Source organism: Herbaspirillum sp. UBA812 (assembly GCF_002296545.1).
Classification (GTDB): Bacteria; Pseudomonadota; Gammaproteobacteria; order Burkholderiales; family Burkholderiaceae_D; genus Herbaspirillum; species Herbaspirillum huttiense.
In genome coordinates this window covers 5,844-26,397 of the sequence record NZ_DBIC01000267.1, presented here as the reverse complement: position 1 = coordinate 26,397, position 20,554 = coordinate 5,844, and the positions used below count along the sequence as shown (strand labels likewise).

General features: G+C 63.8%; 22 protein-coding genes. 13 read left to right on the top strand and 9 right to left on the bottom strand.

The genetic code is table 11. The features are described from left to right. From B3873_RS18225 to glp, 4 genes are all read left to right on the top strand, one after another. Window positions 1–244: hypothetical protein (locus B3873_RS18225; RefSeq protein ID WP_286867816.1), on the top strand; the 244-nt coding region annotated here is incomplete at its 5' end. Window positions 245–590: 346 nt separating this feature from the next. After that, window positions 591–1,706, top strand: coding sequence for a GTP 3',8-cyclase MoaA (moaA, locus tag B3873_RS18220; protein WP_286867815.1), 1,116 nt, complete (start codon window positions 591–593; stop codon window positions 1,704–1,706). A 37-nt stretch (window positions 1,707–1,743) separates the two neighbouring features. Further along, complete coding sequence (mobA, locus tag B3873_RS18215; RefSeq protein WP_286867814.1) at window positions 1,744–2,355, top strand: molybdenum cofactor guanylyltransferase MobA; 612 nt, start codon at window positions 1,744–1,746, stop codon at window positions 2,353–2,355. After that, complete coding sequence (gene glp / locus B3873_RS18210; protein ID WP_039786464.1) at window positions 2,352–3,647, top strand: gephyrin-like molybdotransferase Glp; 1,296 nt, start codon at window positions 2,352–2,354, stop codon at window positions 3,645–3,647. Before mobA ends, glp begins: the two co-directional genes overlap by 4 nt. A gap of 98 nt (window positions 3,648–3,745) precedes the next feature. On the opposite strand, the gene rmuC is transcribed toward glp, so the two are convergent. From rmuC to B3873_RS18190, 4 genes are all read right to left on the bottom strand, one after another. After that, window positions 3,746–5,233: a DNA recombination protein RmuC gene (gene rmuC, locus B3873_RS18205; RefSeq protein ID WP_286867811.1), complete on the bottom strand. Its 1,488-nt coding sequence runs from the start codon at window positions 5,231–5,233 to the stop codon at window positions 3,746–3,748. Between the two features lie 19 nt (window positions 5,234–5,252). Beyond that, complete coding sequence (locus B3873_RS18200; protein ID WP_034339751.1) at window positions 5,253–5,654, bottom strand: group II truncated hemoglobin; 402 nt, start codon at window positions 5,652–5,654, stop codon at window positions 5,253–5,255. Between the two features lie 82 nt (window positions 5,655–5,736). After that, entirely contained in the window at window positions 5,737–8,235 is a 2,499-nt protein-coding gene (locus tag B3873_RS18195; protein ID WP_286867809.1) for an ABC transporter permease, read from the bottom strand. 58 nt (window positions 8,236–8,293) lie between these two features. Then, the gene (locus B3873_RS18190; protein ID WP_134135164.1) at window positions 8,294–8,644 is read right to left on the bottom strand and encodes a hypothetical protein; all 351 of its coding nucleotides are present in this window, start codon (window positions 8,642–8,644) and stop codon (window positions 8,294–8,296) included. Window positions 8,645–8,863: 219 nt separating this feature from the next. On the opposite strand from B3873_RS18190, the gene B3873_RS18185 reads away from it, so the two are divergent. Next, window positions 8,864–9,253: a lysozyme inhibitor LprI family protein gene (locus B3873_RS18185; protein WP_286867806.1), complete on the top strand. Its 390-nt coding sequence runs from the start codon at window positions 8,864–8,866 to the stop codon at window positions 9,251–9,253. A gap of 91 nt (window positions 9,254–9,344) precedes the next feature. Then, window positions 9,345–9,638: a PsiF family protein gene (locus B3873_RS18180; RefSeq protein ID WP_083859824.1), complete on the top strand. Its 294-nt coding sequence runs from the start codon at window positions 9,345–9,347 to the stop codon at window positions 9,636–9,638. A 94-nt stretch (window positions 9,639–9,732) separates the two neighbouring features. Here the strand turns inward: B3873_RS18180 and B3873_RS18175 are convergent, their stop codons facing one another. Continuing rightward, on the bottom strand, window positions 9,733–10,392 hold the full coding sequence (locus B3873_RS18175) for a LysE family transporter (RefSeq protein ID WP_034339732.1): 660 nt from the start codon (window positions 10,390–10,392) through the stop codon (window positions 9,733–9,735). Between the two features lie 287 nt (window positions 10,393–10,679). On the opposite strand from B3873_RS18175, the gene B3873_RS18170 reads away from it, so the two are divergent. The 3 genes from B3873_RS18170 (at window position 10,680) to B3873_RS18160 (ending at window position 11,759) form a co-directional block, all read left to right on the top strand. Then, on the top strand, window positions 10,680–10,946 hold the full coding sequence (locus tag B3873_RS18170) for a hypothetical protein (protein WP_209533220.1): 267 nt from the start codon (window positions 10,680–10,682) through the stop codon (window positions 10,944–10,946). Window positions 10,947–11,072: 126 nt separating this feature from the next. Further along, entirely contained in the window at window positions 11,073–11,378 is a 306-nt protein-coding gene (locus B3873_RS18165; protein WP_209533222.1) for a hypothetical protein, read from the top strand. Window positions 11,379–11,504: 126 nt separating this feature from the next. After that, a complete protein-coding gene (locus B3873_RS18160; RefSeq protein ID WP_209533224.1) occupies window positions 11,505–11,759 on the top strand; it encodes a hypothetical protein in 255 nt (84 codons plus the stop codon). A 173-nt stretch (window positions 11,760–11,932) separates the two neighbouring features. Here B3873_RS18160 and tilS read toward each other — a convergent pair whose 3' ends face one another. The 4 genes from tilS to cysS form a co-directional block, all read right to left on the bottom strand. Beyond that, complete coding sequence (gene tilS, locus B3873_RS18155; RefSeq protein WP_286867803.1) at window positions 11,933–13,345, bottom strand: tRNA lysidine(34) synthetase TilS; 1,413 nt, start codon at window positions 13,343–13,345, stop codon at window positions 11,933–11,935. A gap of 78 nt (window positions 13,346–13,423) precedes the next feature. After that, entirely contained in the window at window positions 13,424–14,404 is a 981-nt protein-coding gene (locus B3873_RS18150; protein WP_008327848.1) for an acetyl-CoA carboxylase carboxyltransferase subunit alpha, read from the bottom strand. A 181-nt stretch (window positions 14,405–14,585) separates the two neighbouring features. Beyond that, the gene (locus B3873_RS18145) at window positions 14,586–15,245 is read right to left on the bottom strand and encodes a DNA-3-methyladenine glycosylase family protein (protein WP_034335513.1); all 660 of its coding nucleotides are present in this window, start codon (window positions 15,243–15,245) and stop codon (window positions 14,586–14,588) included. Window position 15,246: 1 nt separating this feature from the next. After that, on the bottom strand, window positions 15,247–16,638 hold the full coding sequence (cysS, locus tag B3873_RS18140; protein ID WP_286867800.1) for a cysteine--tRNA ligase: 1,392 nt from the start codon (window positions 16,636–16,638) through the stop codon (window positions 15,247–15,249). Window positions 16,639–16,869: 231 nt separating this feature from the next. Between cysS and B3873_RS18135 the strand changes: the two genes are divergently transcribed. The 4 genes from B3873_RS18135 to B3873_RS18120 all read left to right on the top strand — a co-directional run. Further along, the gene (locus tag B3873_RS18135; RefSeq protein ID WP_286867799.1) at window positions 16,870–18,462 is read left to right on the top strand and encodes a nuclear transport factor 2 family protein; all 1,593 of its coding nucleotides are present in this window, start codon (window positions 16,870–16,872) and stop codon (window positions 18,460–18,462) included. A 36-nt stretch (window positions 18,463–18,498) separates the two neighbouring features. Continuing rightward, window positions 18,499–19,716 carry a L,D-transpeptidase family protein gene (locus B3873_RS18130; protein WP_100245611.1) on the top strand — a complete coding sequence of 406 codons (1,218 nt, stop codon included), beginning with the start codon at window positions 18,499–18,501 and terminating at the stop codon, window positions 19,714–19,716. Beyond that, the gene (locus B3873_RS18125; protein ID WP_286867798.1) at window positions 19,713–20,282 is read left to right on the top strand and encodes a peptidylprolyl isomerase; all 570 of its coding nucleotides are present in this window, start codon (window positions 19,713–19,715) and stop codon (window positions 20,280–20,282) included. Before B3873_RS18130 ends, B3873_RS18125 begins: the two co-directional genes overlap by 4 nt. Before the next feature lie 83 nt (window positions 20,283–20,365). Then, on the top strand, window positions 20,366–20,554 hold a 189-nt coding region (locus tag B3873_RS18120; RefSeq protein ID WP_286867796.1), incomplete at its 3' end, for a peptidylprolyl isomerase.

The following is a 20,554-nucleotide window of genomic DNA, read 5'->3' as shown; positions in this document are numbered from 1 at the left end:
TGCCCCTGCCCCTGCCCCTGCCCCCGCAGTGGCGGCCAGCACCGGCAACGCTGCCCGTTCGGAGTCGCTGGAGCAGATGCTGTCGCAAGCCGGCCTGACCCTGGCCACCACGGACCCGGTCAAGCTGCGCGCTGCCCAGGAAGCCGCTGCTGCCTTCGTCCCGGCACCGCACGTGCCGCGCGAGCGCAAGCCGCTGCCGCCGCAGTCGACCGAACCGCTGGTGCAGGTCGAAACCCGCCGTTAAGAAGGATTCCGGCCACCCTGCCGCAGGGTGGCCCGGAGGCAGTAAAAATCGGCAATGAACAAGGGAGCTTCGGCTCCCTTTTTCATGTCTATCGGTTTCCACATGAAGGCTTTGCCTTCACCGCCCATCGGCAAACGACCTCCTATTTGGTGACAGTTGCCCGCTCGCCGTCACGATACAGTCACGGCAGGATACGATGGCGCTGCAAGCCAGATGCCAGCAGGCCCGCACGGCGGGCGGCGGCAGGCGCGAGATTCAGTTGCACGCATACACTATATGCATGATTGTGCATCTGCGCGTCGGCCTCAGGCGTGCTATCGTTACACACCTTTTATCGTCAGATCGTATGAACAAGCGCGTCATCCCCATCGTCGATGTCCGGCAAGCCCCGAGCGCCAGTGCGGCCGGCTTGTTGACGCCGGTTGCGGTCGAGCCGACCGGCTGGCTGGGCGACAGTCTGGGACGTCCGCTGCACGACCTGCGCATTTCGGTGACTGACCGCTGCAATTTCCGCTGTGTCTATTGCATGCCCAAGGATGTCTTCGACAAGCAATACCAGTTCCTCCCGCACTCTGACCTGCTGACCTTCGAGGAGCTGACCCGCGTGGCAGCCCAGTTCGTGGCGCATGGCGTGCGCAAGATCCGGCTGACCGGCGGCGAGCCGCTGCTGCGCAAGAACATCGAGACCCTGATCGCCATGCTGGCCGCCCTGCGCACCCCGGACGGCGAAGAAATCGACCTGACCCTCACCACCAACGGCACGCTGCTGAAGCAAAAGGCCCAGGTGCTCAAGGCGGCCGGGCTCAGGCGCGTGACGGTGTCGCTGGATTCGCTGGATGACGAGAGCTTCCGCCGCATGAACGACGTCGATTTCCCGGTGGCGCGCGTGCTGGAAGGCATCGAAGCGGCGCACGCCGCCGGACTCGGCCCGATCAAGATCAACATGGTGGTCAAGAAGGGCGTCAACGACGACCAGATCCTGCCGATGGCGCGCTACTTCAAGGGCAGCCCGGCCATCCTGCGCTTCATCGAATACATGGACGTGGGCTCTTCCAACGGCTGGCGCATGGACGAAGTGCTGCCCTCGCGCGAAGTGGTCCGCCGCATCGCTGCCGAGATGCCATTGGAAGTGGCCGACCCCAACTACACCGGCGAGACCGCCGAGCGCTGGCGCTATGTGGATGGCAGCGGCGAGATCGGCGTGATCTCCAGCGTGACCCAGGCCTTCTGCCAGGACTGCTCACGCGCGCGCCTCTCCACCGAAGGCAAGGTCTACACCTGCCTCTTCGCCAGCGAAGGCCACGACCTGCGCAGCCTGGTGCGCAACGGCAGCAGCGATGCCGAGATTGCCGGTGCCATCGCCGCCCTCTGGGGCCAGCGCGGCGACCGTTATTCCGAGCTGCGCAGCGCCATGCAGGCGGCTCCGGCGCGCAAGGTCGAGATGTCCTACATCGGCGGCTGATCCGGCACGTCTGCCCTGCTCCTTCCTCTTCCGCACCATGTCTTCCCCCGCCACCGCCGCCATTCACATCACCGGCCTGGTCCTCTCCGGTGGCCGTGGCACGCGCATGGGCGGCGTGGAAAAGGGCCTGCAAGTCCTGCATGGCAAGCCACTGGTGCAGCATGTGCTGGAACGCCTGGCACCGCAGGTCGGCACCTTGGCGATCAACGCCAACCGCTCCCAGCTGGAGTACGCCCGTTTCGGCTATCCGGTCTGGCATGACCTGCAGGGGGATTTCCCCGGCCCGCTGGCGGGTCTGCAATGCGGCCTGGCCCATTGCCACACGCCGCTGCTGGCCACCGCCCCATGCGACTCGCCGCTGATCCCCTATGACCTGGTAGCGCACCTGTACGACGCCCTCACCGCCAGCGGCGCACAGGCTGCCATCGCGGTCACCGAGGGCGTACACGGGCGCCAGCGGCATCCTGTATGCTCGCTGCTTCAGACCAGTACGCGTGCTTCGCTGGACGCCTTCCTGGCGGCGGGCGAACGCAAGATGGACTGCTGGTTTGCCAGCCTTGATTGCGTCGAAGTGGATTTCCCCGACGAGCGCGCCTTCAGCAACATCAATACCGGGCTGGATTTGCAACAGCTCGAAGCAGAACAATGACCGAGACCCACACCGCCACACTCCACGACATCGTCAGCTGCATCAGCGGCTATGACCCCAACGCCATGACGGTGGCACGCGCGCAAGCCGTGATCCAGGAATTCATCACGCCCGTCGAGGCCGTGGAAAAGCTGGCCATCCGCAGCGCCCTTTCGCGCGTGCTGGCGCGCGACATCATTTCCCGCATCGACGTCCCGGCGCACGACAACTCGGCCATGGATGGCTATGCCCTGCGTGGCGAGGACGTGGCCGAGGGCCAGCAAGTGCGCCTGCAGATCATCGGCGCGGTACACGCGGGTGAACAATTCGCCGGCAGCGTCGGCCCCGGCCAGTGCGTGCGCATCATGACCGGCGCACCGATGCCCGACGGTTGCGACACCGTGATCCCGCAGGAACTGACTACCGACGCCGATGCGCAAGGCGTGACCCTGCCTGCCGGCCGCGTGCGTCCCGGCGACAATCGCCGCCTGCGTGGCGAAGACCTGGCCCTGGGCAGCGTGGCCCTGCCGCGCGGCCGCGTGCTGCGGCCCTCCGACATCGGCCTGCTGGCCTCGCTGGGCATTGCCGAAGTGCCGGTGCAGCGCCGTCTGCGCGTGGCCTTCTTCTCCACCGGCGACGAGTTGCGCTCGGTCGGCGAGCCGCTCGATGCCGGCTGCGTCTATGACTCCAATCGCTACACCCTGCACGGCATGCTCACGCGCCTCGGTTGCGAGGTGCTGGACATGGGCGTGGTGCCGGACGATCCGGCCGCCCTCGAAGCGGCGTTCCGCAGTGCCTGCGAAGAAGCCGATGCGGTCATCACCTCCGGTGGCGTCTCCGTTGGTGCGGCCGATTACACCAAGCAGATCATGGCCAGCCTGGGCGAGATGACGTTCTGGAAGATCGCCATGCGCCCCGGCCGCCCACTGGCCTTCGGCCGCATCCGCTCGCGCGGACGGGAGGCTTATCTGTTCGGTTTGCCGGGCAACCCGGTGGCGGTGCAGGTGAGTTTTTCCTTCTTCGTGCGCGATGCGCTGCTGCGCCTGGCCGGTGCCGAAGCCAATCCGCTGCCGCGCCTGCGGGTGAAGACGGCCACGGCCATTCGCAAGAAGGCCGGCCGCACCGAATACCAGCGCGGCATCCTGGCCCCGGACGAGAACGGTCACTGGCAAGTGCGGCTGACCGGCATGCAGGGTTCGGGCATCCTGCGCTCGATGTCGGACGCCAACTGCATCATTGAACTGGAACACGAACGCGGTGATGTAGCTGCCGGCGAAGAAGTGGCGGTAGTGCTGTTCGACGGCCTGGTGTGATGGTGGCTTTCAGGCGCAAATGAAGAAAAAGGGACGGCAAGCCGTCCCTTCTGTTTTCCAGCCGCTTGAGCCCCTCTGCAGGTGAAGGAAGAGGCCAATCAGACGCCCTCGGCATCCTCGCCCAAATCCAGCTCCCCGGTCCCCAGCAGCTTCTGCGCATTCTCCACCGGCAGCGCCTCCACCGACTTGAGCTTGCGCGTCATCTGGCGGGTGCGGGTCTCGGCCTGGTCGATGTTCTTGGCGGCGCGCTCCAGCGCCGTCTTGGTAGCGGCCAGCACTTCGCCGAACTTGCCGAACTCGGTCTTGACCGCGCCCAGCACCTGCCACACCTCCGACGAGCGCTTTTCCAGTGCCAGCGTGCGGAAGCCCATCTGCAGGCTGTTGAGCAGCGCCGACAAGGTCGACGGACCCGCAATGGTGACCCGGCAGGTGCGCTGCAATTCATCCGACAAGCCGGGCCGGCGCATCACTTCCGCATACAGCCCTTCGGTTGGCAGGAAGAGGATGGCAAAGTCGGTCGTCAGCGGTGGCGACAGGTATTTCTCGGCAATCGTCTTGGCCTCGCCACGTACTGCCCGTTCCAGTTCGCGCCCGGCCGTGGCCACGCCGTCGGCATCGGCGCGCTCGGCGGCATCGACCAGGCGTTCGTACTGTTCCTTGGGGAATTTGGCATCGATGGGCATCCAGACCTGGCCAGCATCTTCCTTGGCCCCCGGCAGGCGGATGGCAAATTCCACCCGCTCGCCGCTGGCCGGGACGGTCTCCACGTTCTTGGCGTACTGGTCGGGGGTGAGCATCTGCTCCAGCAGGATCTCCAGCTGCACTTCGCCCCAGGTGCCGCGCGTCTTGACGTTGGTCAGCACGCGCTTCAAGTCGCCCACGCCGGTGGCCAGCTGCTGCATTTCGCCCAAGCCCTGGTGTACCTTGTCCAGCCGGTCCGAGACCAGCTTGAAGGATTCACCCAGTCTCTGTTCCAGCGTGGAATGCAGTTTTTCGTCCACGGTCTTGCGCATCTCTTCCAGCTTTTGCGCGTTGTCGTTCTGCAGGTCCTTGATCTTGGCTTCCAGCGTGGCGCGCACCTCGGCCATGCGTTGGGCGTTGGATTCGGTCAATGCCGAGAGTTGCTGATTCAAGGTGTCACCAAAGCGCTTGAGCGAAACCGCCTGCTCTTCACGGTTCACCTGGGCCTGCAGCGTGATGGACTGGCGCATGCTTTCCAGTTGCTGGGTATTGCTTTCGTTGAGCTTGACCAGTTGCTGCGCAAAACCGTCGATCTGCTGGTTCTGCAAACCGGCCACGCTCGTCAGTTGCGTAGCCAGCGTCTGCTGCAGATGGGCAAAGTTCGCGCCCAGTTCCTGGCGCGTGCTCTGGGCACTGGCCTGCACCTGGCTGCGCAGCTCGCGCTCGATGCGCTCGCCGGTCTCCTGCTGATGGCGTTGCAGGTCCTGCTTGACCTGCAGCAGCGCGTCTTCGATCACCAGCGCGGTGTCGTCCTCCTGCCGCTGGCTACCGCGCAGCAGGATCAGCACTTGCAGCACAAGACCGGCCACCACCAGGCCGGCGAGGATCATTTCAAAAAGGGACATGGGACCTATCCAGTGCGAATTACTCGGGCTTGTTGCGCATCCAGTCGGCGGTCTGGTAGAGCGCGGCCAGCAGACGCTTCATCAGGTCTTCCGGCAGGCCGACGTCCTGCATGGCCCAGGTCATGCAGCGCAGCCACTGGTCGCGCTCGGAGATGCCGATGGGGAAAGGCAGGTGGCGCGCCCGCAGACGCGGATGGCCGAATTTTTCCATGTACAGGCTGGGACCGCCGGTCCAGCCGGAGAGGAACATGTAGGTTTTTTCGCGCGAACCGTCCAGCGAAGGCGGATGCAGCGCGCGGATGCCGGCGAACTCCGGCTCCAGGTCCATCAGGTCATAGAAACGGTCGACCATCTCGCGCAGCTTCTCTGCGCCTCCGATGAGTTCGAACGTGGTCGGTTGGTTGGGATCTTCGATTTGCATAAGACCGCCATGATACCGCAGCCGGCCGCCCGCGTCGGGCCGGTCCGGCTGCCAATGCCAGCCTTGCTTGATCTGTATCGGATCAAGCCTCGCGCAAGGTCTGCAGCGGCGGACGGCGCAGCACGTGACGCAATCCGGCCCAGCCGCCCAGCGCCGAGCAAGCCGCGCCCAGCCCCATGCCGGCCACCCACACCAGCGGGCTGAAACTCCAGTCGAAATTGAAGACGTAATTCGCCAGCGCCCAGCCAATGCCGGCCGCACCGCTGGCGGCCAGCAGCCCGGCCAGCGAACCCACCAGCAGCACCTCGATGCGCTGGGCGCGGGAGAGCTCCTGCCGGGTCGCACCGAGCGCACGCAACAGGCCAGCTTCCCGTACACGTTCATCCTGGGACCCTGCCAGTGCAGCGTACAGTACCAGTACACCTGAACACAAAGTGAACAGGAACAGGAACTCTACAGCTGCAATCACTTGACCGACCACTTCCTGAATCTGTGCCAGTACACTTCCTATATCCACAACGGTCAGATTGGGGAAGTCACGCGCCAGCGTGTTGCCCAAGGCCTCCTGCTGCGGCGTCAGGTGTACCGCCGTGATCCAGCTTTGCGGCGTATCGCGCATGAGCGTCGGGTTGAGGATGACGAAGAAATTCACTCGCAGTGATCCCCACTCCAGCTTGCGCAGGCTGGTCACGGGGGCTTCCACCAGTTGCCCGGCGATGTCGAATTGCAGCTTGTCGCCCAGCTTGATGCCCAAGGTCTGCGCCAGCCCGCGTTCCACCGAGGCTTCCGGGCGGCTGTCGTCGTACCAGCGGCCGCCCACGATGCCGTTGCCGGGCGGGATGTCGCGCATGGTCGAGAGATTGAATTCGCGGTCCACCAGGCGCTTGGCGCGGTCTTCCTGATAGTCCGACGGATTGACCGCGCGCCCGTTGATCTGCACCAGGCGTCCGCGAATCATCGGATACAGCGCCGCATCCCGCACCCCGCCCTGGCGCAGCGCCTGCTGCACGGCCTCGCGCTGGTCCGGCTGGATGTTGATGATGAAGCGGTTGGGCGCATCGGCCGGCGTGGCTTGCCGCCATGCGCCGACCAGATCGCCTCGGATGACGGTCAGCAGCAACAGCGCCATCAGCCCCAGGCCCAGCGCCACCACCTGCATCACGGCGGCGGCCGGACGACGCTGCAAGCCATCGATGGCGAAGCGCCAGCTCTGGCGATCCACCAGCCCGCGCAGCGAACGCAGCGCACGCAGGCACAGCCAGGCCACCAGCGCGAAGAGACCGAAGCCGCCGAGGAAACCGGCGATGGTCAGCAGCCCCAGCTTGAGATCGCCCGCCTGCCACAGCAGCAATCCGGAAAACACCAGCGTGCCCAGCACATAGGTCCCGACCGTCAGCGCCTGCGGTGCGCCCTGGTCGCGCCGGATCACGCGGTTGTGCGGCACGTTGCGCAATTGCAGGATGGGCGGCAAGGCAAACCCGACCAGCAGCAGCAGACCGGTGGCCACGCCCTGCAGCGCCGGTGCCCAGCCCGGTGGCGGCAAGGCGGTCGGCAGGAAGTTGCCCAGCCATTGCAGCAACGCAAAGTGGGCGGCAAAGCCGACCAGCATGCCGATGCAGCTGGCGGCGAGCCCGATGAGAATGAATTCGGTCAGATAGAGCGTGGTCACCTGCGCCTGCGTCATGCCGAAACAGCGCAGCATGGCGCAGGCATCCAGATGGCGCAGCATGAAGCGGCGCGCGGCCATGGCCACGGCGAGCGCAGCCAGCATGGCCGACAGCAGCCCGACCAGCGACAGGAATTGCTCGGCGCGGTCCAGCGTGGCGCGCATCTCAGGGCGGCCGTTTTCCAGCGACTCCAGACGCACGCCGCGCAGCTTGTCGGCGTCGATCTGGCGTTCGATCTGCTGCTGATAGCGCTGCACGGCCTCGGGCGGGCCGGCGATCAACAGGCGGTAGGTCACGCGCGAACCGACCTGCACCAGATGCGTGGCGGCCAGGTCGGCCTCATTGAGCATCACGCGCGGCGCGAAGTTGACGAAGGCGCTGCCGCGATCCGGTTCGATCGCGATGACGGCGGCGATCTTCAGCGCCAGATCACCCAGCCTGAGGGTATCGCCGACCTTCACGTCGAGTTGGGACAGGATCTGCGGATCGACCCAGATGGTCCCCGGCTGCGGAATGCCGTTGGCAGGCCGGTCGCGGCCATCGCTGCCCTGCAGCCGCAACTGGCCGCGCAAGGGATAGCCCGCCGTGACGGCCTTGATGGACGACAGCACCGAGCGGGCCGCGTCGCCCTCCCCGGCTTGCGCCATGCTGGGGAAGACCTGGGTCTGCGCCTGCTGCAAGCCTTGCGTCGCGGCCTGCTGCAGCCATTGCGGCGACAGCGGCTGGTCGGCCGCCACCAGCAGATCGGCCCCCAGCAACTGGTGCGCATCGCGCGTCATGCCGGCGCGCATGCGGTCGACGAAGAAACCGACCGAGGACAGTGCCGCCACCGCCACGATCAAGGCGATCAACAGGAAACGGAGTTCACCGGTGCGCCAGTCGCGCAGGGTCATGCGCAATGCTTGTTGGAACATGCAGGGCCAGTCGTAAAGGAGTCAGGGATCAGGGATCAGAAAAAACGGCAAGCCAGGTTCAGCGCAGCCACACCGCCACCACGCCCACCGCCAGCAGCACGCTGAAGGCCCCCAGCATGCGCAGGCGGCGGCGCATGGCATCCATGGTGGCGACCAGTTGCGCATTCTGCTCGGCCAGAGTGTTGATCAACTGGCTGGCTTCGAGCTGCTCGGCTTCCAGCTGGACGATGCGCTGGGCCAGCTGGCCGACGTCGCCGGTGACCGGCGCGGGCGGCGCGGCATCGACTGCGGTCTTGGCCTTGCGGGTGCGCGACCACAGGTCACGCGCGCCCTTGACGATGCCGGGGGTGGCCTGGACCACGTCGCCCCAGGGAATCAGTTTGATGGCGGACAGCCAGCTCAATCCCATCTGCGCTACTCCTGAAAAAGATTTGGATAAGGAAAATCAGATACGGCTTGTTTCAATTTCGTTGCAGAAACGGGCGAACCGGCCTGCTCTGTGTTCTTCTAAGACAGGCAAAATGTCATTTTATCCCGACAAGTTGCAAGCCTTCCGAAGGTTGCCAGAATGACCTTGCCAACCGGAAGCATTGCAGCCTCGTCCCCTGAGAAACCGGAGTCCAGTCCCATGAAAGCCCCCCTGTCCCTGCTGGCAGCCGCCCTGCTGCTGTGTGCCGGCAGTGCCTTCGCTGCCGATTGCACCAAGGCCGCCACCCAGGCCGAGATGAATGCCTGCGCCTCACAGACCCTGACCCAGAACGATGCCGATCTCAACGCCACCTACATGGCCTATCGCGACAAGCTCAACAAGGCGAAACAGAACCAGTTGCGCGAAGTGCAGCTGGCCTGGCTGAAGTATCGCGACCTGTCCTGCCGCTTTGAGAGCTCGGCCAGCGCCGGCGGGTCTGCAGCTTCACTTGCGCTGCAACCCTGCCTGGCCGACAAGACCCGCCAGCGTGCGGACGAACTGAAGAATCTGGCAGGCTGCCAGGAAGGCGATCTCAACTGCGTGCGCTAGTCAGAACATTATCTTTCATGCTGTAATGCTCGCGTCTGAAGAATCAGACGCGATCAGACCCACGAATCCACCTTGCCCCAGGGAGTCTCTCATGAAAAAAATGCTCTTCGCCATGACCTCGTTCGCGCTGGCCGCCCCGCTGCTGCTGGGTTCCCCCGCCATGGCGCAGAATGCGCAGCAGGACAAGATGAAGCAATGCAACGCCGACGCCGCCGGCAAGAAAGGCGATGAACGCAAGGCCTTCATGTCCTCCTGCCTGAAGAAGGAACAGCCCAAGCCGGCCACCCAGCAGGACAAGATGAAGCAATGTAACGCCGATGCCGCCGGCAAGAAGGGCGATGAGCGCAAAGCCTTCATGTCCTCCTGCCTGAAGAAGGACAAGTAATTTTCCTTCACGTCCCCGCCAACCCGGCCGGGACGCCCAACAAAAAACCCGCAAGCTGCCTTGCGGGTTTTTTGTTGTCTGCGCAGAGCTGCAATCAGTGCTGCGTGCGCTTGAAGAAGAACAGCCCGGCGCCCACCAGCATCAGCACGCCCCCGAAGAAACGGTTCTGCGCCTTGATCGCCTTCTGGCTGCGGAAGAAGCGTTGCAGGCGGCTGGCCGCAAAGGCGTAGCCGTGCATCACCACCAGGTCCACCGCCACCATGGTCACGGCCAGCACCAGCAGCTGCAGCCACAGCGGACGTTCGTGATCGATGAATTGCGGCAGCACCGCCACCATGAAGACGATGCCCTTGGGGTTGGTGGCATTTGTGAGGAAGCCCGTCATGCAACGCTGCCACCAGTGCTGGCCACGCTGGGCGCGTGCCACGGCGTTGGCGTTGTCGAGGGCTTCGCCTTCCTGCTCCGAGGGCACGCGGGCGCGCCACTGCGAGAAGCCCAGGTAGATCAGGTACAGGGCACCGGCGATCTTGACCACGTTGAAGGCGGTTTCGGAGGCCACCAGCAGCGAACCCACACCGGCTCCGGCGATGATGAGGACCACCACCAGCGCGATTTCCAGGCCCAGGATGGTGGCCGTGGTACGGCGCAGGCCGTAATTGAGGCCGTGGCTCATGGAGAGCACCGCGCCCGATCCGGGCGAGATGGCGATGACACAGGCGGCGAGGAAAAATGCAAACCAGGTTTGATAGGCCATGAGAAAACTCGATGAGGCAACAGGAAAGAAGAAACGGCAAGACCATCGGCAAGGCACGCAGTGCAGCGGAGAAGCCGGGAAACAGCGCGGAAACAAGGCTGCACCAACGTGTTGACCATTATAAGCAAAGCAGCAACGAATGCTTACAAATACACGATGAATTGAAACACTTTCACGTCGTCTTTCACGTCGGCGGCTCGTTATAGGAAGCAAGGCGACACACATGATGAAGCGATTACGCAAAATCAAGCGCCGAGCGTAACAACCACTTTCTAAAGGAAATTGCCATGAAAACCAAATCCGTCATCGTCGCTTCCCTGCTGACCGCACTGGCCCTGCCGGTGTTCGCACAGACCGGCAGCGCTGCGCCGGCCGCGCCAGCAGCAGCCACGGCCAAGGCGGAAGCCGGCAAGACCGACACCGCGACCAAGGCCAAGACCACGCATCACGCCAAGCACAAGAAGTCCGAAAAGTCGGAGAAGAAGGCTGACGCCAAGAGCGAAACCAAGGCCGACACCAAGGCCGCTACCGATACAGCGACCAAGAGCAAGTAAGACCGTACCGGGCCAGTCCCGGTACAGATAGCAGATACATGGCAGTAACGTAGCAGACACGCAGCACACACCGTACGCACCGTACTACTGACGCAAACAGACACTTGTCTCTGAAAGGACATCACCATGAATACCAAGACCATCATCGTTGCTTCCCTGCTGTCGGCCCTGACCCTGCCGGTGTTCGCCCAGACCGGTGCAGCAGCCGCTCCTGCCGCCCCGGCTGCCACCACCGCCGCCCCGGCCAAGGCGGAAGCCGCCAAGACCGAGACCGCACCGAAGGCCAAGGCCACGCATCACGCCAAGCACAAGAAGTCCGAAAAATCGGAGAAGAAGGCCGATACCAAGACTGAAGCCAAGGCTGACAAGAAGGATGCCGGCACTGCGGACACCAAGACGGCCGCCACCGACACCGCTGCCAAGACCAAGTAATCCAGGCAAGACCGTACCGGGCCAGCGCCCGGTACACGTAGCAAACACATAGCAGACACACAGCACACACCGTGCACACAGTACTACTGACACTGACCAGACACTAGTCGTTGAAAGGACATCACCATGAAGACCAAGACCATCATCGTTGCTTCCCTGCTGTCGGCCCTGACCCTGCCGGTGTTCGCCCAGACCGGCGCCGCCGCCACCACCGCCGCCCCGGCCAAGGCGGAAGCCGCCAAGACCGAGACCGCGCCGAAGGCCAAGGCGGAACATCACGCCAAGCACAAGAAGTCGGAAAAGAAGGCTGAAGGCAAGACCGAGAAGAAGGCCGCTGCCGGCACGGAAGCCAAGCCGGCCGCTGACGCCGCCGCCAAGTAAGGCGTCCGCAAGGAGCAGCACCCCGGGCATCGGATCCGTCTGAGGCCCGGACATGTCAGGGATGGCAGGGATATCGCCCCCGCACCGTCAGGTCCGGGGGCGATATTTTTTATATCATTTAAATGGTTTGCTTCGTTTCGGCTGTCCACTCACGCCGACACGCCCGATGCAGATCAATCCTGCTGCCACCGCAGGGCAATGCGTTCTCCCGCCTGCGCAAAATGCGCACAGTCCATGCCCACGCCCGCCGCGAACAGCAGATCCTCACCCGCCCACACCAGCGGCAGATAAGGCCGCTCCCACGCAGGGACATCGGCGCTCTGGTACTGCTGCTTGAGGCTGCGCGCCGGACGATTCTGCGCCAGCTTGATGCGTTCTCCCCCGCTGCGTCCACACACCAGCAGCGATTGCGCACGCAGCCACGCGGCATCGAAGCCGGGCCGCGCATCGCCAGCGGGAATGGGCTCGAACTGCAGGGTGCCGTGGAAGACCGGCACATGGACCTGCGCCTGCCCGCTCCAGCGCAGCGACAGTGACGCGCCCTCGCCGGGCAGGCTGCGGCGCGGCGCCAGGAAGACGCGCTCGCGGTAGCGATGGACTTCGCCGTCAGGATGGGAGACGCACAGCTGCGCTTCCACATCTGCCTCCAGCAATTGGGTGCGCATCTCCTGCATCCACGCCGATGAAGGCATGCGCATGCCGCGCAGTCCGAACCAGTGACGCATCAGATTCAGGAAGCGCTGCTCGCTCAGGGCACGCAGCGCGGGCATGCGCAGATGATCGTCTTCACGGCATTGCGCCAGGTCCTGTTCGGCCACTTCACGCAGCAGTTCCTGCGCGCCCTGTGCGTGTCCGGCCGCGCGCGCCAGGCGCTGCTGGTAGCCGGGGAAGACCTGGCCCAATGCCGGCATCACCTGATGACGCAAGGCGTTGCGGGTGTAGCGCGGATCGCTGTTGGATTCATCCTCGATCCAGGCGAGCGACCAGGCGCGTGCGCCCTCTTCCAGCTGGGCGCGCGGGATGGCCAGGAAAGGCCGTGCAATCAGCGTGTCCGCATCGCCCAGCAAACCGGGCGCGGCATTGCATTGATCCATGCCGGACAGGCCCGCCAGCCCGCTGCCACGCAGCAGTTGCAGTAGCACCGTTTCGGCCTGGTCGTCGAGATGATGGGCCGTCAGCAGCAGGCGCGCACCATGGGCGCCGCACAGCCGCCCCAGCGCGGCATACCGCGCCAGCCGTGCCGCTTCTTCCACACCGCTGTCGGCCACCCGTTCCAGTTGCACGCGCTCGTGCGCGCAGGTGATGCCGCGCTGCGCACATGCCTGCTCGGCATGCGCCAGCCAGGCATCCGCATTGGGCGAGAGTCCATGATGCACATGCAGGGCCACCACGCGCCCGCCGCTTTCATGCTGCCACTGTGCGGCCGCTTCCAGCAGCACCGTGGAATCGAGTCCACCGCTGAAGGCCACGGCCAGCGTGTCCTGCGCGGGTTCGAAACCGCTCGCGGCCAGCGTTGCATGCAATGCCTGCAACAGCTTGCCGGTGATCTTGCCGGAGGAAGGAGAAGAAGAGGAATGATCGGACATGAGAAACCGGCACCTGAAAAGACAAACGCCAGCGAAGCAATCGCTGGCGTCCGGGAAGAAGAAAATGCGAACCGAAAGTTATTCGGCCGAATTCAGTTCCTTGAACTTGCCATAAGCCATCAGCTTTTCGTGACGTGCGGCCAGCAGGTCCTTGGTCTTCATGCCCTGGAACTGGCGCAGCGAATCCGACAGTGCGCGCTTGAGCAAACCGGCCATCTGCTTGGGATCACGATGGGCGCCGCCCAGCGGTTCGTTGACGATCTTGTCGATCAGGCCGATGGCCTTGAGGCGATGAGCGGTCAGGCCCAGCGCTTCAGCAGCATCCGCGGCGCGGTCGGCGGTCTTCCACAGGATGGAAGCGCAGCCTTCCGGCGAGATCACCGAGTAGGTCGCATATTGCAGCATCAGCACCGAATCGCCCACGGCGATGGCCAGCGCGCCGCCAGAACCGCCTTCACCGATGATGGTGGCGATCAGCGGCACCTTCAGTTCGGCCATCACGTACAGGTTGTGGCCGATGGCTTCGGACTGGCCGCGCTCTTCGGCATCGATGCCGGGGAATGCGCCGGGGGTATCGACAAAGGTAAAAATCGGCAAACCAAACTTCTCGGCCACCTTCATCAGGCGCATCGCCTTGCGATAGCCTTCCGGCTTGGGCATGCCGAAGTTGCGCATGGCGCGTTCCTTGGTGTCGCGCCCCTTCTGGTGCCCGATCACCATGCACGCCTGGCCGTTGAAACGGGCCAGGCCGCCGACGATGGACTGGTCGTCCGCAAAGGTGCGGTCGCCGTGCAGTTCGTGGAAATCAGTGAAGATCTCGCGCACGTAGTCCATGGTGTAGGGACGCTGCGGATGGCGCGCAATCTGCGAGACCTGCCAGGGCGTGAGCTTGGCGTAGATGTCCTTGGTCAGCTGCTGGCTCTTCTTGACCAGGCGCTCGATCTCTTCGGAGATGTCGACGGCCGAGTCATCCTGTACAAAACGCAACTCTTCAATCTTGGCATCCAGCTCGGCGATGGCCTGCTCGAAGCCCAGAAAAGTCGTTGTCGATTTACTCATTGTGTTCCTTTTTCAACAAGTCCGATGATGTGGCGAGAATCGCTGACAATGCCGGCCCGGAGCGGGTTGCGGCGCGATGATCCCCGGTTGCATCGGTTTGCCTTCAAATCTTGGGAGGTGCGGAGTATACACCAGCACGGCCCCGGCGCAGCAGCGCCGGACGCACCCTCTTCCTCTTGGATCAATAATCGGACGGCAGCGGATCCAGGCTGCGCCACAGGTACCAGGTCGCCACGGTGCGCCACGGTTCCCAGTTCGCGGCGACTTCCCGCGCATCGCTGCGCGAGACGGGCTCGCCCGAGAAATAGCTGATGCTGATGCCCTTGAGCAATCCCAGGTCATCCAGCGGCAGCACGTTCGGGCGCAGCAGATTAAATATCAAAAACATCTCGGCTGTCCAGCGGCCAATCCCGCGGATCTGGATCATCTCGGCAATGACGGCTTCGTCTTCCATCTCCGCCCATTTGTCGGGATGTACCGTCTTGGCCTTGAAGTGGGCCGCCAGATCTAGGATGTATTCGGCCTTGCGCTTGGACAGGCCGCACGCCGCCAGCCCTTCCGGACCGGTGCGCATCACCTGGCCCGGCGTGCAACGCGGACAGGCTTCCAGGAAGCGCTGCCAGACCGCATTGGCGGCCTTGGTCGAGATTTGCTGGCCGATCACCGAACGCGCCAGCGTGGTGAAGGCGTCGCCGCGCACCGTCAGTTGCAGATCCCCGAACTGCGGGATGATCTTGCGCATGATGCGGTCACGCTTCATCAGCTCGGCCTTGGCCTCTTCCCAGTAGGCCGGCACGATCAGGCTGGGATCGGCCTCGCTGGCTTTTCGGTTGGTATTCAAATCAAGCTCTCCGCCACTCGGTCAGGCCGCCCGGTTTGTCTTCCAGAATGATGCCGGCTGCAGTCAGCTCGGCACGCAGGCGGTCGGCTTCAGCGAAGTTCTTGCCCGCCTTGGCTGCCTTGCGCGCTTCGATCAAGGCTTCGATCTCGGCTTCGCCCAGACCGTCTGCCGCTGCCACGCCGCCCTTGAGGTACTCGGCCGGCTCGCGCTGCAGCAGGCCGAGGATACCGGCCAGCGCCTTCAACTGGCGCGCCTGCGCCGGCGAACGGTCACGGTTGACCTCATTGGCCAGTTCGAACAGCACCGAGATCGCGACCGGCGTGTTGAAGTCATCGTCCAGGGCCTCTGTGAACCTTTGTGCATGCGCTTCATCGGCCACCAGAGCGCCGGCTTCCGGCGGCACATCCTTCAAGGCCGTGTACAGGCGGGTGAGCGCCTGGCGGGCATCGTCCAGATGCGCGTCCGAGTAGTTCAGCGGGCTGCGGTAGTGGGCGCGCAAGATGAAGAAACGCAACACTTCCGGGTCGTACTTCTTGAGCACGTCGCGAATCGTAAAGAAGTTGCCCAGGGACTTGGACATCTTCTCGTTGTCGATGCGCACGAAGCCGTTGTGCATCCAGTAATTCACGAAGGTGTGCTGGTGCGCGCCTTCGGACTGGGCGATTTCATTTTCATGGTGCGGGAACTGAAGATCCTGGCCACCGCCGTGGATGTCGAAATGGTCGCCCAGCAGGTCGCTGGACATGGCCGAGCACTCGATGTGCCAGCCCGGACGGCCGCAGCCCCAGGGCGAGTCCCACTTGGCTTCGTCCGGCTCGCTGGGCTTGGCCGCCTTCCAGAGCACGAAGTCCAGCGGATCGCGCTTGCCGGTGTTCACATCCACCCGCTCGCCGGCGCGCAGGTCGTCCAGCGACTTGCCGGAGAGCTTGCCGTAGCCAGGGAAATCGCGCACGGAGTAATTGACGTCGCCATCGCTGGCCTTGTAGGCCAGGCCGTTCTTTTCCAGCTTGCCGATCAGGTCCAGCATCTTGGGCACGTACTTGGTCGCACGCGGTTCATGATCGGGACGCTGCACGCCCAGGGCGGCGGCATCCTCGTTCATGGCATCGATGAAGCGATTGGTCAGCTGGGCGATGGTCTCGCCGTTCTCGGCGGCACGATGGATGATCTTGTCGTCGATGTCGGTGATGTTGCGCACATAGGTCACGGCATAGCCGGAGGCGCGCAGCCAGCGCTGCACCATGTCGAACACCACCAGCACGCGCGCATGGCCGATATGGCAATAGTCATACACGGTCATGCCGCACACGTACAAGCGCACCTTGCCGGGTTCGATCGGGGTAAAGGTCTGCTTATCACGCGCCAGCGTGTTGTAAATCTTGAGCTCGCTCATGGGATGGGAATTCTGGGGTTGGCGTTGCCGCTGTGGGCGACGGGTTCATGCACTACCTGGGGCCGGCACCGTGAACAAGCGTGGCGCTGGCAGGCCCCTGCCGGGTTTCATTGTTCTAGCAGCAGTTGCAACATGAACGGGTCACGGTAGCCAAACCTCTTTTTGTCTTACTTGTTTGATATAAAATGCCAGCTTTCTTCGAATTTCTTCGAGTATAGCATCGATAAAACCATGGCCCCAGAATCACAAGAACAGACATCCATTCATGGTTTGCGCGGTTTGATCAGCAAGACTGCCCACAAGACGGCAGTGTTGTCCAGCCTGGTGGCTGCCCTGTTCGGGGTGCCCGCCACGCTTGCGCATGCCAGCGAAATGTCTGACATCAACAAGCTGATGCGGGCCGGACAGTATGCCGATGCACTGACCAAGACCGATGCCGTGCTGGCGAAACACCCGCGCGATGCGCAACTGCGTTTCACGAAGGGGCTGATCTTAGCAGAACAAAACCGTTCTGCCGAGGCCATCGCTGTGTTCAGCAAGTTGACCGAAGACTTCCCCGACCTGCCCGAGCCGTACAACAACCTGGCCGTGCTGTATGCGGCCGACGGCCAGTACGACAAGGCGCGCGCGGCGCTGGACATGGCCATGCGCACCAATCCCACCTATGCCACGGCACTGGAAAACCTGGGCGACGTCTATGCCAAGCTGGCCAGCCAGGCTTATGACAAGGCGCTGCAGATCGATCCGGGTGCCAACGTGCCGCAGCCCAAGCTGACCTTGCTGCGCTCGCTCAACGGCAACACCACCGGTGGCACGGTGCCGCGCCTGGCGTCTGCCGCATCGGCCCAGCGCGACGCCAAGGCCAAGGCCGAAGCGGCAGCGGCCGAACAGCAGGAACGCAATCGTGCCCTGGCGGCCGAGAAACTGGCGCAGCAGGCCGCCGCCGACAAGGCCGAAGCGGAGAAGACAGCCATCTCCAAGGCCACCAGCGAGAAGGAAAAAGCCGCAGCCGACAAGGCGGCCGCCGAGAAAGCCGCTGCCGACAAGGCCGCTGCCGACAAGGCCGCCGCAGACAAGGCCACCGCCGAGAAGGCCGCAGCAGACCGGGCCGCCGCCGACCGCGCCAAGGCCGAGAAGGCACGCGCCGAGCAACTGGCCGCCGAACAGGCGCGCGCCCAGAAGGCCGCCGCCGACAAGGCTGCCGCCGAGCAGAAGCAGAAGGAACTGCAGGCGCAGAAGGACAAGGAACAAGCCGACAAACTGGCCCGCGAACAAGCCGCCCGCGCCGAGAAGGACAAGGCCGCCCAGGCTGCCGCCGAGAAGGCACAAGCCGACAAGCTGGCTGCGGCCGAGAAGGCCAAGGCGGAGAAACTGGCCGCCGCAGAAAAGGCCAAGGCCGAGAAACTGGCCGCTGCCGAGAAGGCCAAGGCCGACAAGGCCCGTGCCGACAAGGAAAAGGCCAAGGCCGAGGCCAGCGCCGAACAGGACAAGGTGGTCGTGCTGGCAGCATTGAATGGCTGGGCCAAGGCCTGGAGCGACAAGGACGTGCGCAGCTACCTGGGTCATTACGCCAGCGACTTCGAGACGCCCCGTGGCGCCTCCCGCAAGGAATGGGCCGAAGAGCGCCGCGCCCGCATCGAGGACAAGGGCCGCATCAGTGTCAAGGTCAGCAATGCCACGGTGAGCATCAATGGCAACATCGCGACCGTGCGCTATCGCCAGATATATAATTCGGATCGGCTGACGGTGGACAGCCGCAAGACCCTGATCTTCGTCAAACAGGGCAATCGATGGCTGATCAAACAGGAACGATCGGGAGGGTAATTGGTGGCTAGCGCTTTGCAAGGGCGTCCCGCGCGCATGCTGGGACGCCTGCTGATGTTGTGCCTGGCGGGTCTGCCTGCGATGGGCAGCGAGGCATCCTCTTCTTCCATTCCGCCGCAAGGCAATACGGCCGGCGCACCCGCTGCCAAGCCGGATCCGGAAGCCCTGCTCATTGATATCTACAAGGACCTCGGCGCCAACCGCCTGCGCGAAGCCCAGGCCAAGGCCGACGCCCTGGTGGCGGCCTATCCGACCTTCCGCCTCGGCCACCTGGTGCGCGGCGACCTGCTGCTGATGCATGCCCGCCCGGTGCGCAACTTCGGCGCGATGGCCGATGGTCCCGGCGACAAGCTCAAGGAATTGCGCGACGAAGCCATGGTGCGCATCCGTTCCCTGCAGGAAAAACCGGACCCCAAGCTGATCCCCAAGGCCGTGCTGCAAGTGGGCGAGGACCAGAAGAACGTGCTGGTGGTCGATACCACGCGCTCGCGTCTGTACGTCTACGAGAACCAGGGCGGCGAACTGAAATACATGACCGACTACTACGTCTCGCAAGGCCGCTTCGGTGCCAACAAGACCAAGTCGGGCGACCAGCGCACGCCCATCGGCGTGTATTACGTCAACAACCGCATCCCCGGCCCCAAGCTGCCCGATTTCTATGGCACGGGCGCGCTGCCGCTGTCCTATCCCAATGAGTGGGACAAGCGCAATGGCCGCAGCGGCTACGGTATCTGGCTGCACGGCACGCCCTCTGACAACTTCAGCCGCCCACCCCTGTCCTCGGACGGCTGCGTGGTGCTGGCCAATCCGGACCTGCAGAGCCTGTATTCCACCGCCGAAGTCGGCAAGACCGTAGTGGTGATCAGCCAGCACGTGCAGTTCGTCGACAAGAGCGAATGGGCCAAACAGCGCGACGCCGCCTCGGCCATGCTGGAGCAATGGGGCCAGTCACTGGAGAATGCGGATGCCGACAAGGTGCTGTCGTATTACTCGCCGGAATTCCGCTCGGCCCAGGGCGAGAACCTGGCCACCTGGTTCGGCCGCCAGCAGAAGAGCCTGAACGGCGCGCGCTATACCAGTGTCAAACTGCGCGATGTCAGCCTGTTCCGCTACCCCGGCACACCGGAAGACATGATCGTCAGCACTTTCACTCAGGAAAGTGCGGTCGGCAAGAGCAAGAACGCGATCCGCAAGCGCCAGTACTGGGTGCGTGAAGGATCGCAATGGAAAATCATTTACGAAGGCAACGCATGATCCTCTCCCGTCGTCATCTGCTGCGCATGGCTGCAGCACTCTCTCTGTCGGCCACGCTGGCCGCCCCCGCCCTGGCGGCCGACGCCCCGCGCGTACTGCTCAAGACCAGCATGGGTAACATCACCCTGGAACTGAATCCTGAAAAGGCTCCGGTCTCGGTCGACAATTTCCTGAAATACGTCAAGAAGGGCCAGTACAACGGCACCGTCTTCCACCGCGTCATCAACGGCTTCATGATCCAGGGCGGCGGCTATGACCAGAACATGCGCGAGAAGGCCACCGAGGCGCCCATCAAGAACGAGGCCAATAACGGTTTGAAGAACGAGGTTTATACTGTGGCGATGGCGCGCACGTCGGCACCGCATTCGGCAACGGCCCAGTTCTTCATCAACGTGGCGGACAACCGCTTCCTGAACTACCCCGGCCAGGACGGCTGGGGCTACGCCGTCTTCGGCAAGGTCATCGCTGGCACCGACGTGGTCGACAAGATCAAGCAAGTGCGCACCGGTGCCGGCGACGTGCCGGCCACGCCGGTGGTGATCGAATCGGCCACCCTGGTCAAGTAAGGCCGGCCTGCCGTCACGCAGCCAAGGCGGGCCCAAGTCGCCCGCCGGTTTTTTTTCATTCCCCCACAAGCAAAGGATTCATCATGGCAGTTCTGCTCACCACCAACCACGGCACGATCAAGATCGAACTGGATGCCGAGAAGGCCCCCAAGACCGTTGAGAACTTCCTGGCCTACGTCAACGCCGGCCATTACAACGGCACCATCTTCCATCGCGTCATCGACGGTTTCATGATCCAGGGCGGCGGCTTCGAACCCGGCATGAAGCAGAAG

Excerpts from the sequence above, each read along its gene's own strand:
- B3873_RS18150 (WP_008327848.1), bottom strand. The coding sequence starts at position 14,404 with ATGAGTAAATCGACAACGACTTTTCTGGGCTTCGAGCAGGCCATCGCC.
- B3873_RS18170 (WP_209533220.1), top strand. The coding sequence starts at position 10,680 with ATGAAAACCAAATCCGTCATCGTCGCTTCCCTGCTGACCGCACTGGCC.
- mobA (WP_286867814.1), top strand. The coding sequence starts at position 1,744 with ATGTCTTCCCCCGCCACCGCCGCCATTCACATCACCGGCCTGGTCCTC.
- B3873_RS18190 (WP_134135164.1), bottom strand. The coding sequence starts at position 8,644 with ATGGGATTGAGCTGGCTGTCCGCCATCAAACTGATTCCCTGGGGCGAC.
- rmuC (WP_286867811.1), bottom strand. The coding sequence starts at position 5,233 with ATGTCCCTTTTTGAAATGATCCTCGCCGGCCTGGTGGTGGCCGGTCTT.
- B3873_RS18135 (WP_286867799.1), top strand. The coding sequence starts at position 16,870 with ATGGCCCCAGAATCACAAGAACAGACATCCATTCATGGTTTGCGCGGT.
- moaA (WP_286867815.1), top strand. The coding sequence starts at position 591 with ATGAACAAGCGCGTCATCCCCATCGTCGATGTCCGGCAAGCCCCGAGC.
- B3873_RS18125 (WP_286867798.1), top strand. The coding sequence starts at position 19,713 with ATGATCCTCTCCCGTCGTCATCTGCTGCGCATGGCTGCAGCACTCTCT.
- B3873_RS18160 (WP_209533224.1), top strand. The coding sequence starts at position 11,505 with ATGAAGACCAAGACCATCATCGTTGCTTCCCTGCTGTCGGCCCTGACC.
- B3873_RS18195 (WP_286867809.1), bottom strand. The coding sequence starts at position 8,235 with ATGTTCCAACAAGCATTGCGCATGACCCTGCGCGACTGGCGCACCGGT.
- cysS (WP_286867800.1), bottom strand. The coding sequence starts at position 16,638 with ATGAGCGAGCTCAAGATTTACAACACGCTGGCGCGTGATAAGCAGACC.
- B3873_RS18200 (WP_034339751.1), bottom strand. The coding sequence starts at position 5,654 with ATGCAAATCGAAGATCCCAACCAACCGACCACGTTCGAACTCATCGGA.
- B3873_RS18175 (WP_034339732.1), bottom strand. The coding sequence starts at position 10,392 with ATGGCCTATCAAACCTGGTTTGCATTTTTCCTCGCCGCCTGTGTCATC.
- glp (WP_039786464.1), top strand. The coding sequence starts at position 2,352 with ATGACCGAGACCCACACCGCCACACTCCACGACATCGTCAGCTGCATC.
- B3873_RS18185 (WP_286867806.1), top strand. The coding sequence starts at position 8,864 with ATGAAAGCCCCCCTGTCCCTGCTGGCAGCCGCCCTGCTGCTGTGTGCC.
- B3873_RS18180 (WP_083859824.1), top strand. The coding sequence starts at position 9,345 with ATGAAAAAAATGCTCTTCGCCATGACCTCGTTCGCGCTGGCCGCCCCG.
- B3873_RS18130 (WP_100245611.1), top strand. The coding sequence starts at position 18,499 with ATGCTGGGACGCCTGCTGATGTTGTGCCTGGCGGGTCTGCCTGCGATG.
- B3873_RS18165 (WP_209533222.1), top strand. The coding sequence starts at position 11,073 with ATGAATACCAAGACCATCATCGTTGCTTCCCTGCTGTCGGCCCTGACC.
- tilS (WP_286867803.1), bottom strand. The coding sequence starts at position 13,345 with ATGTCCGATCATTCCTCTTCTTCTCCTTCCTCCGGCAAGATCACCGGC.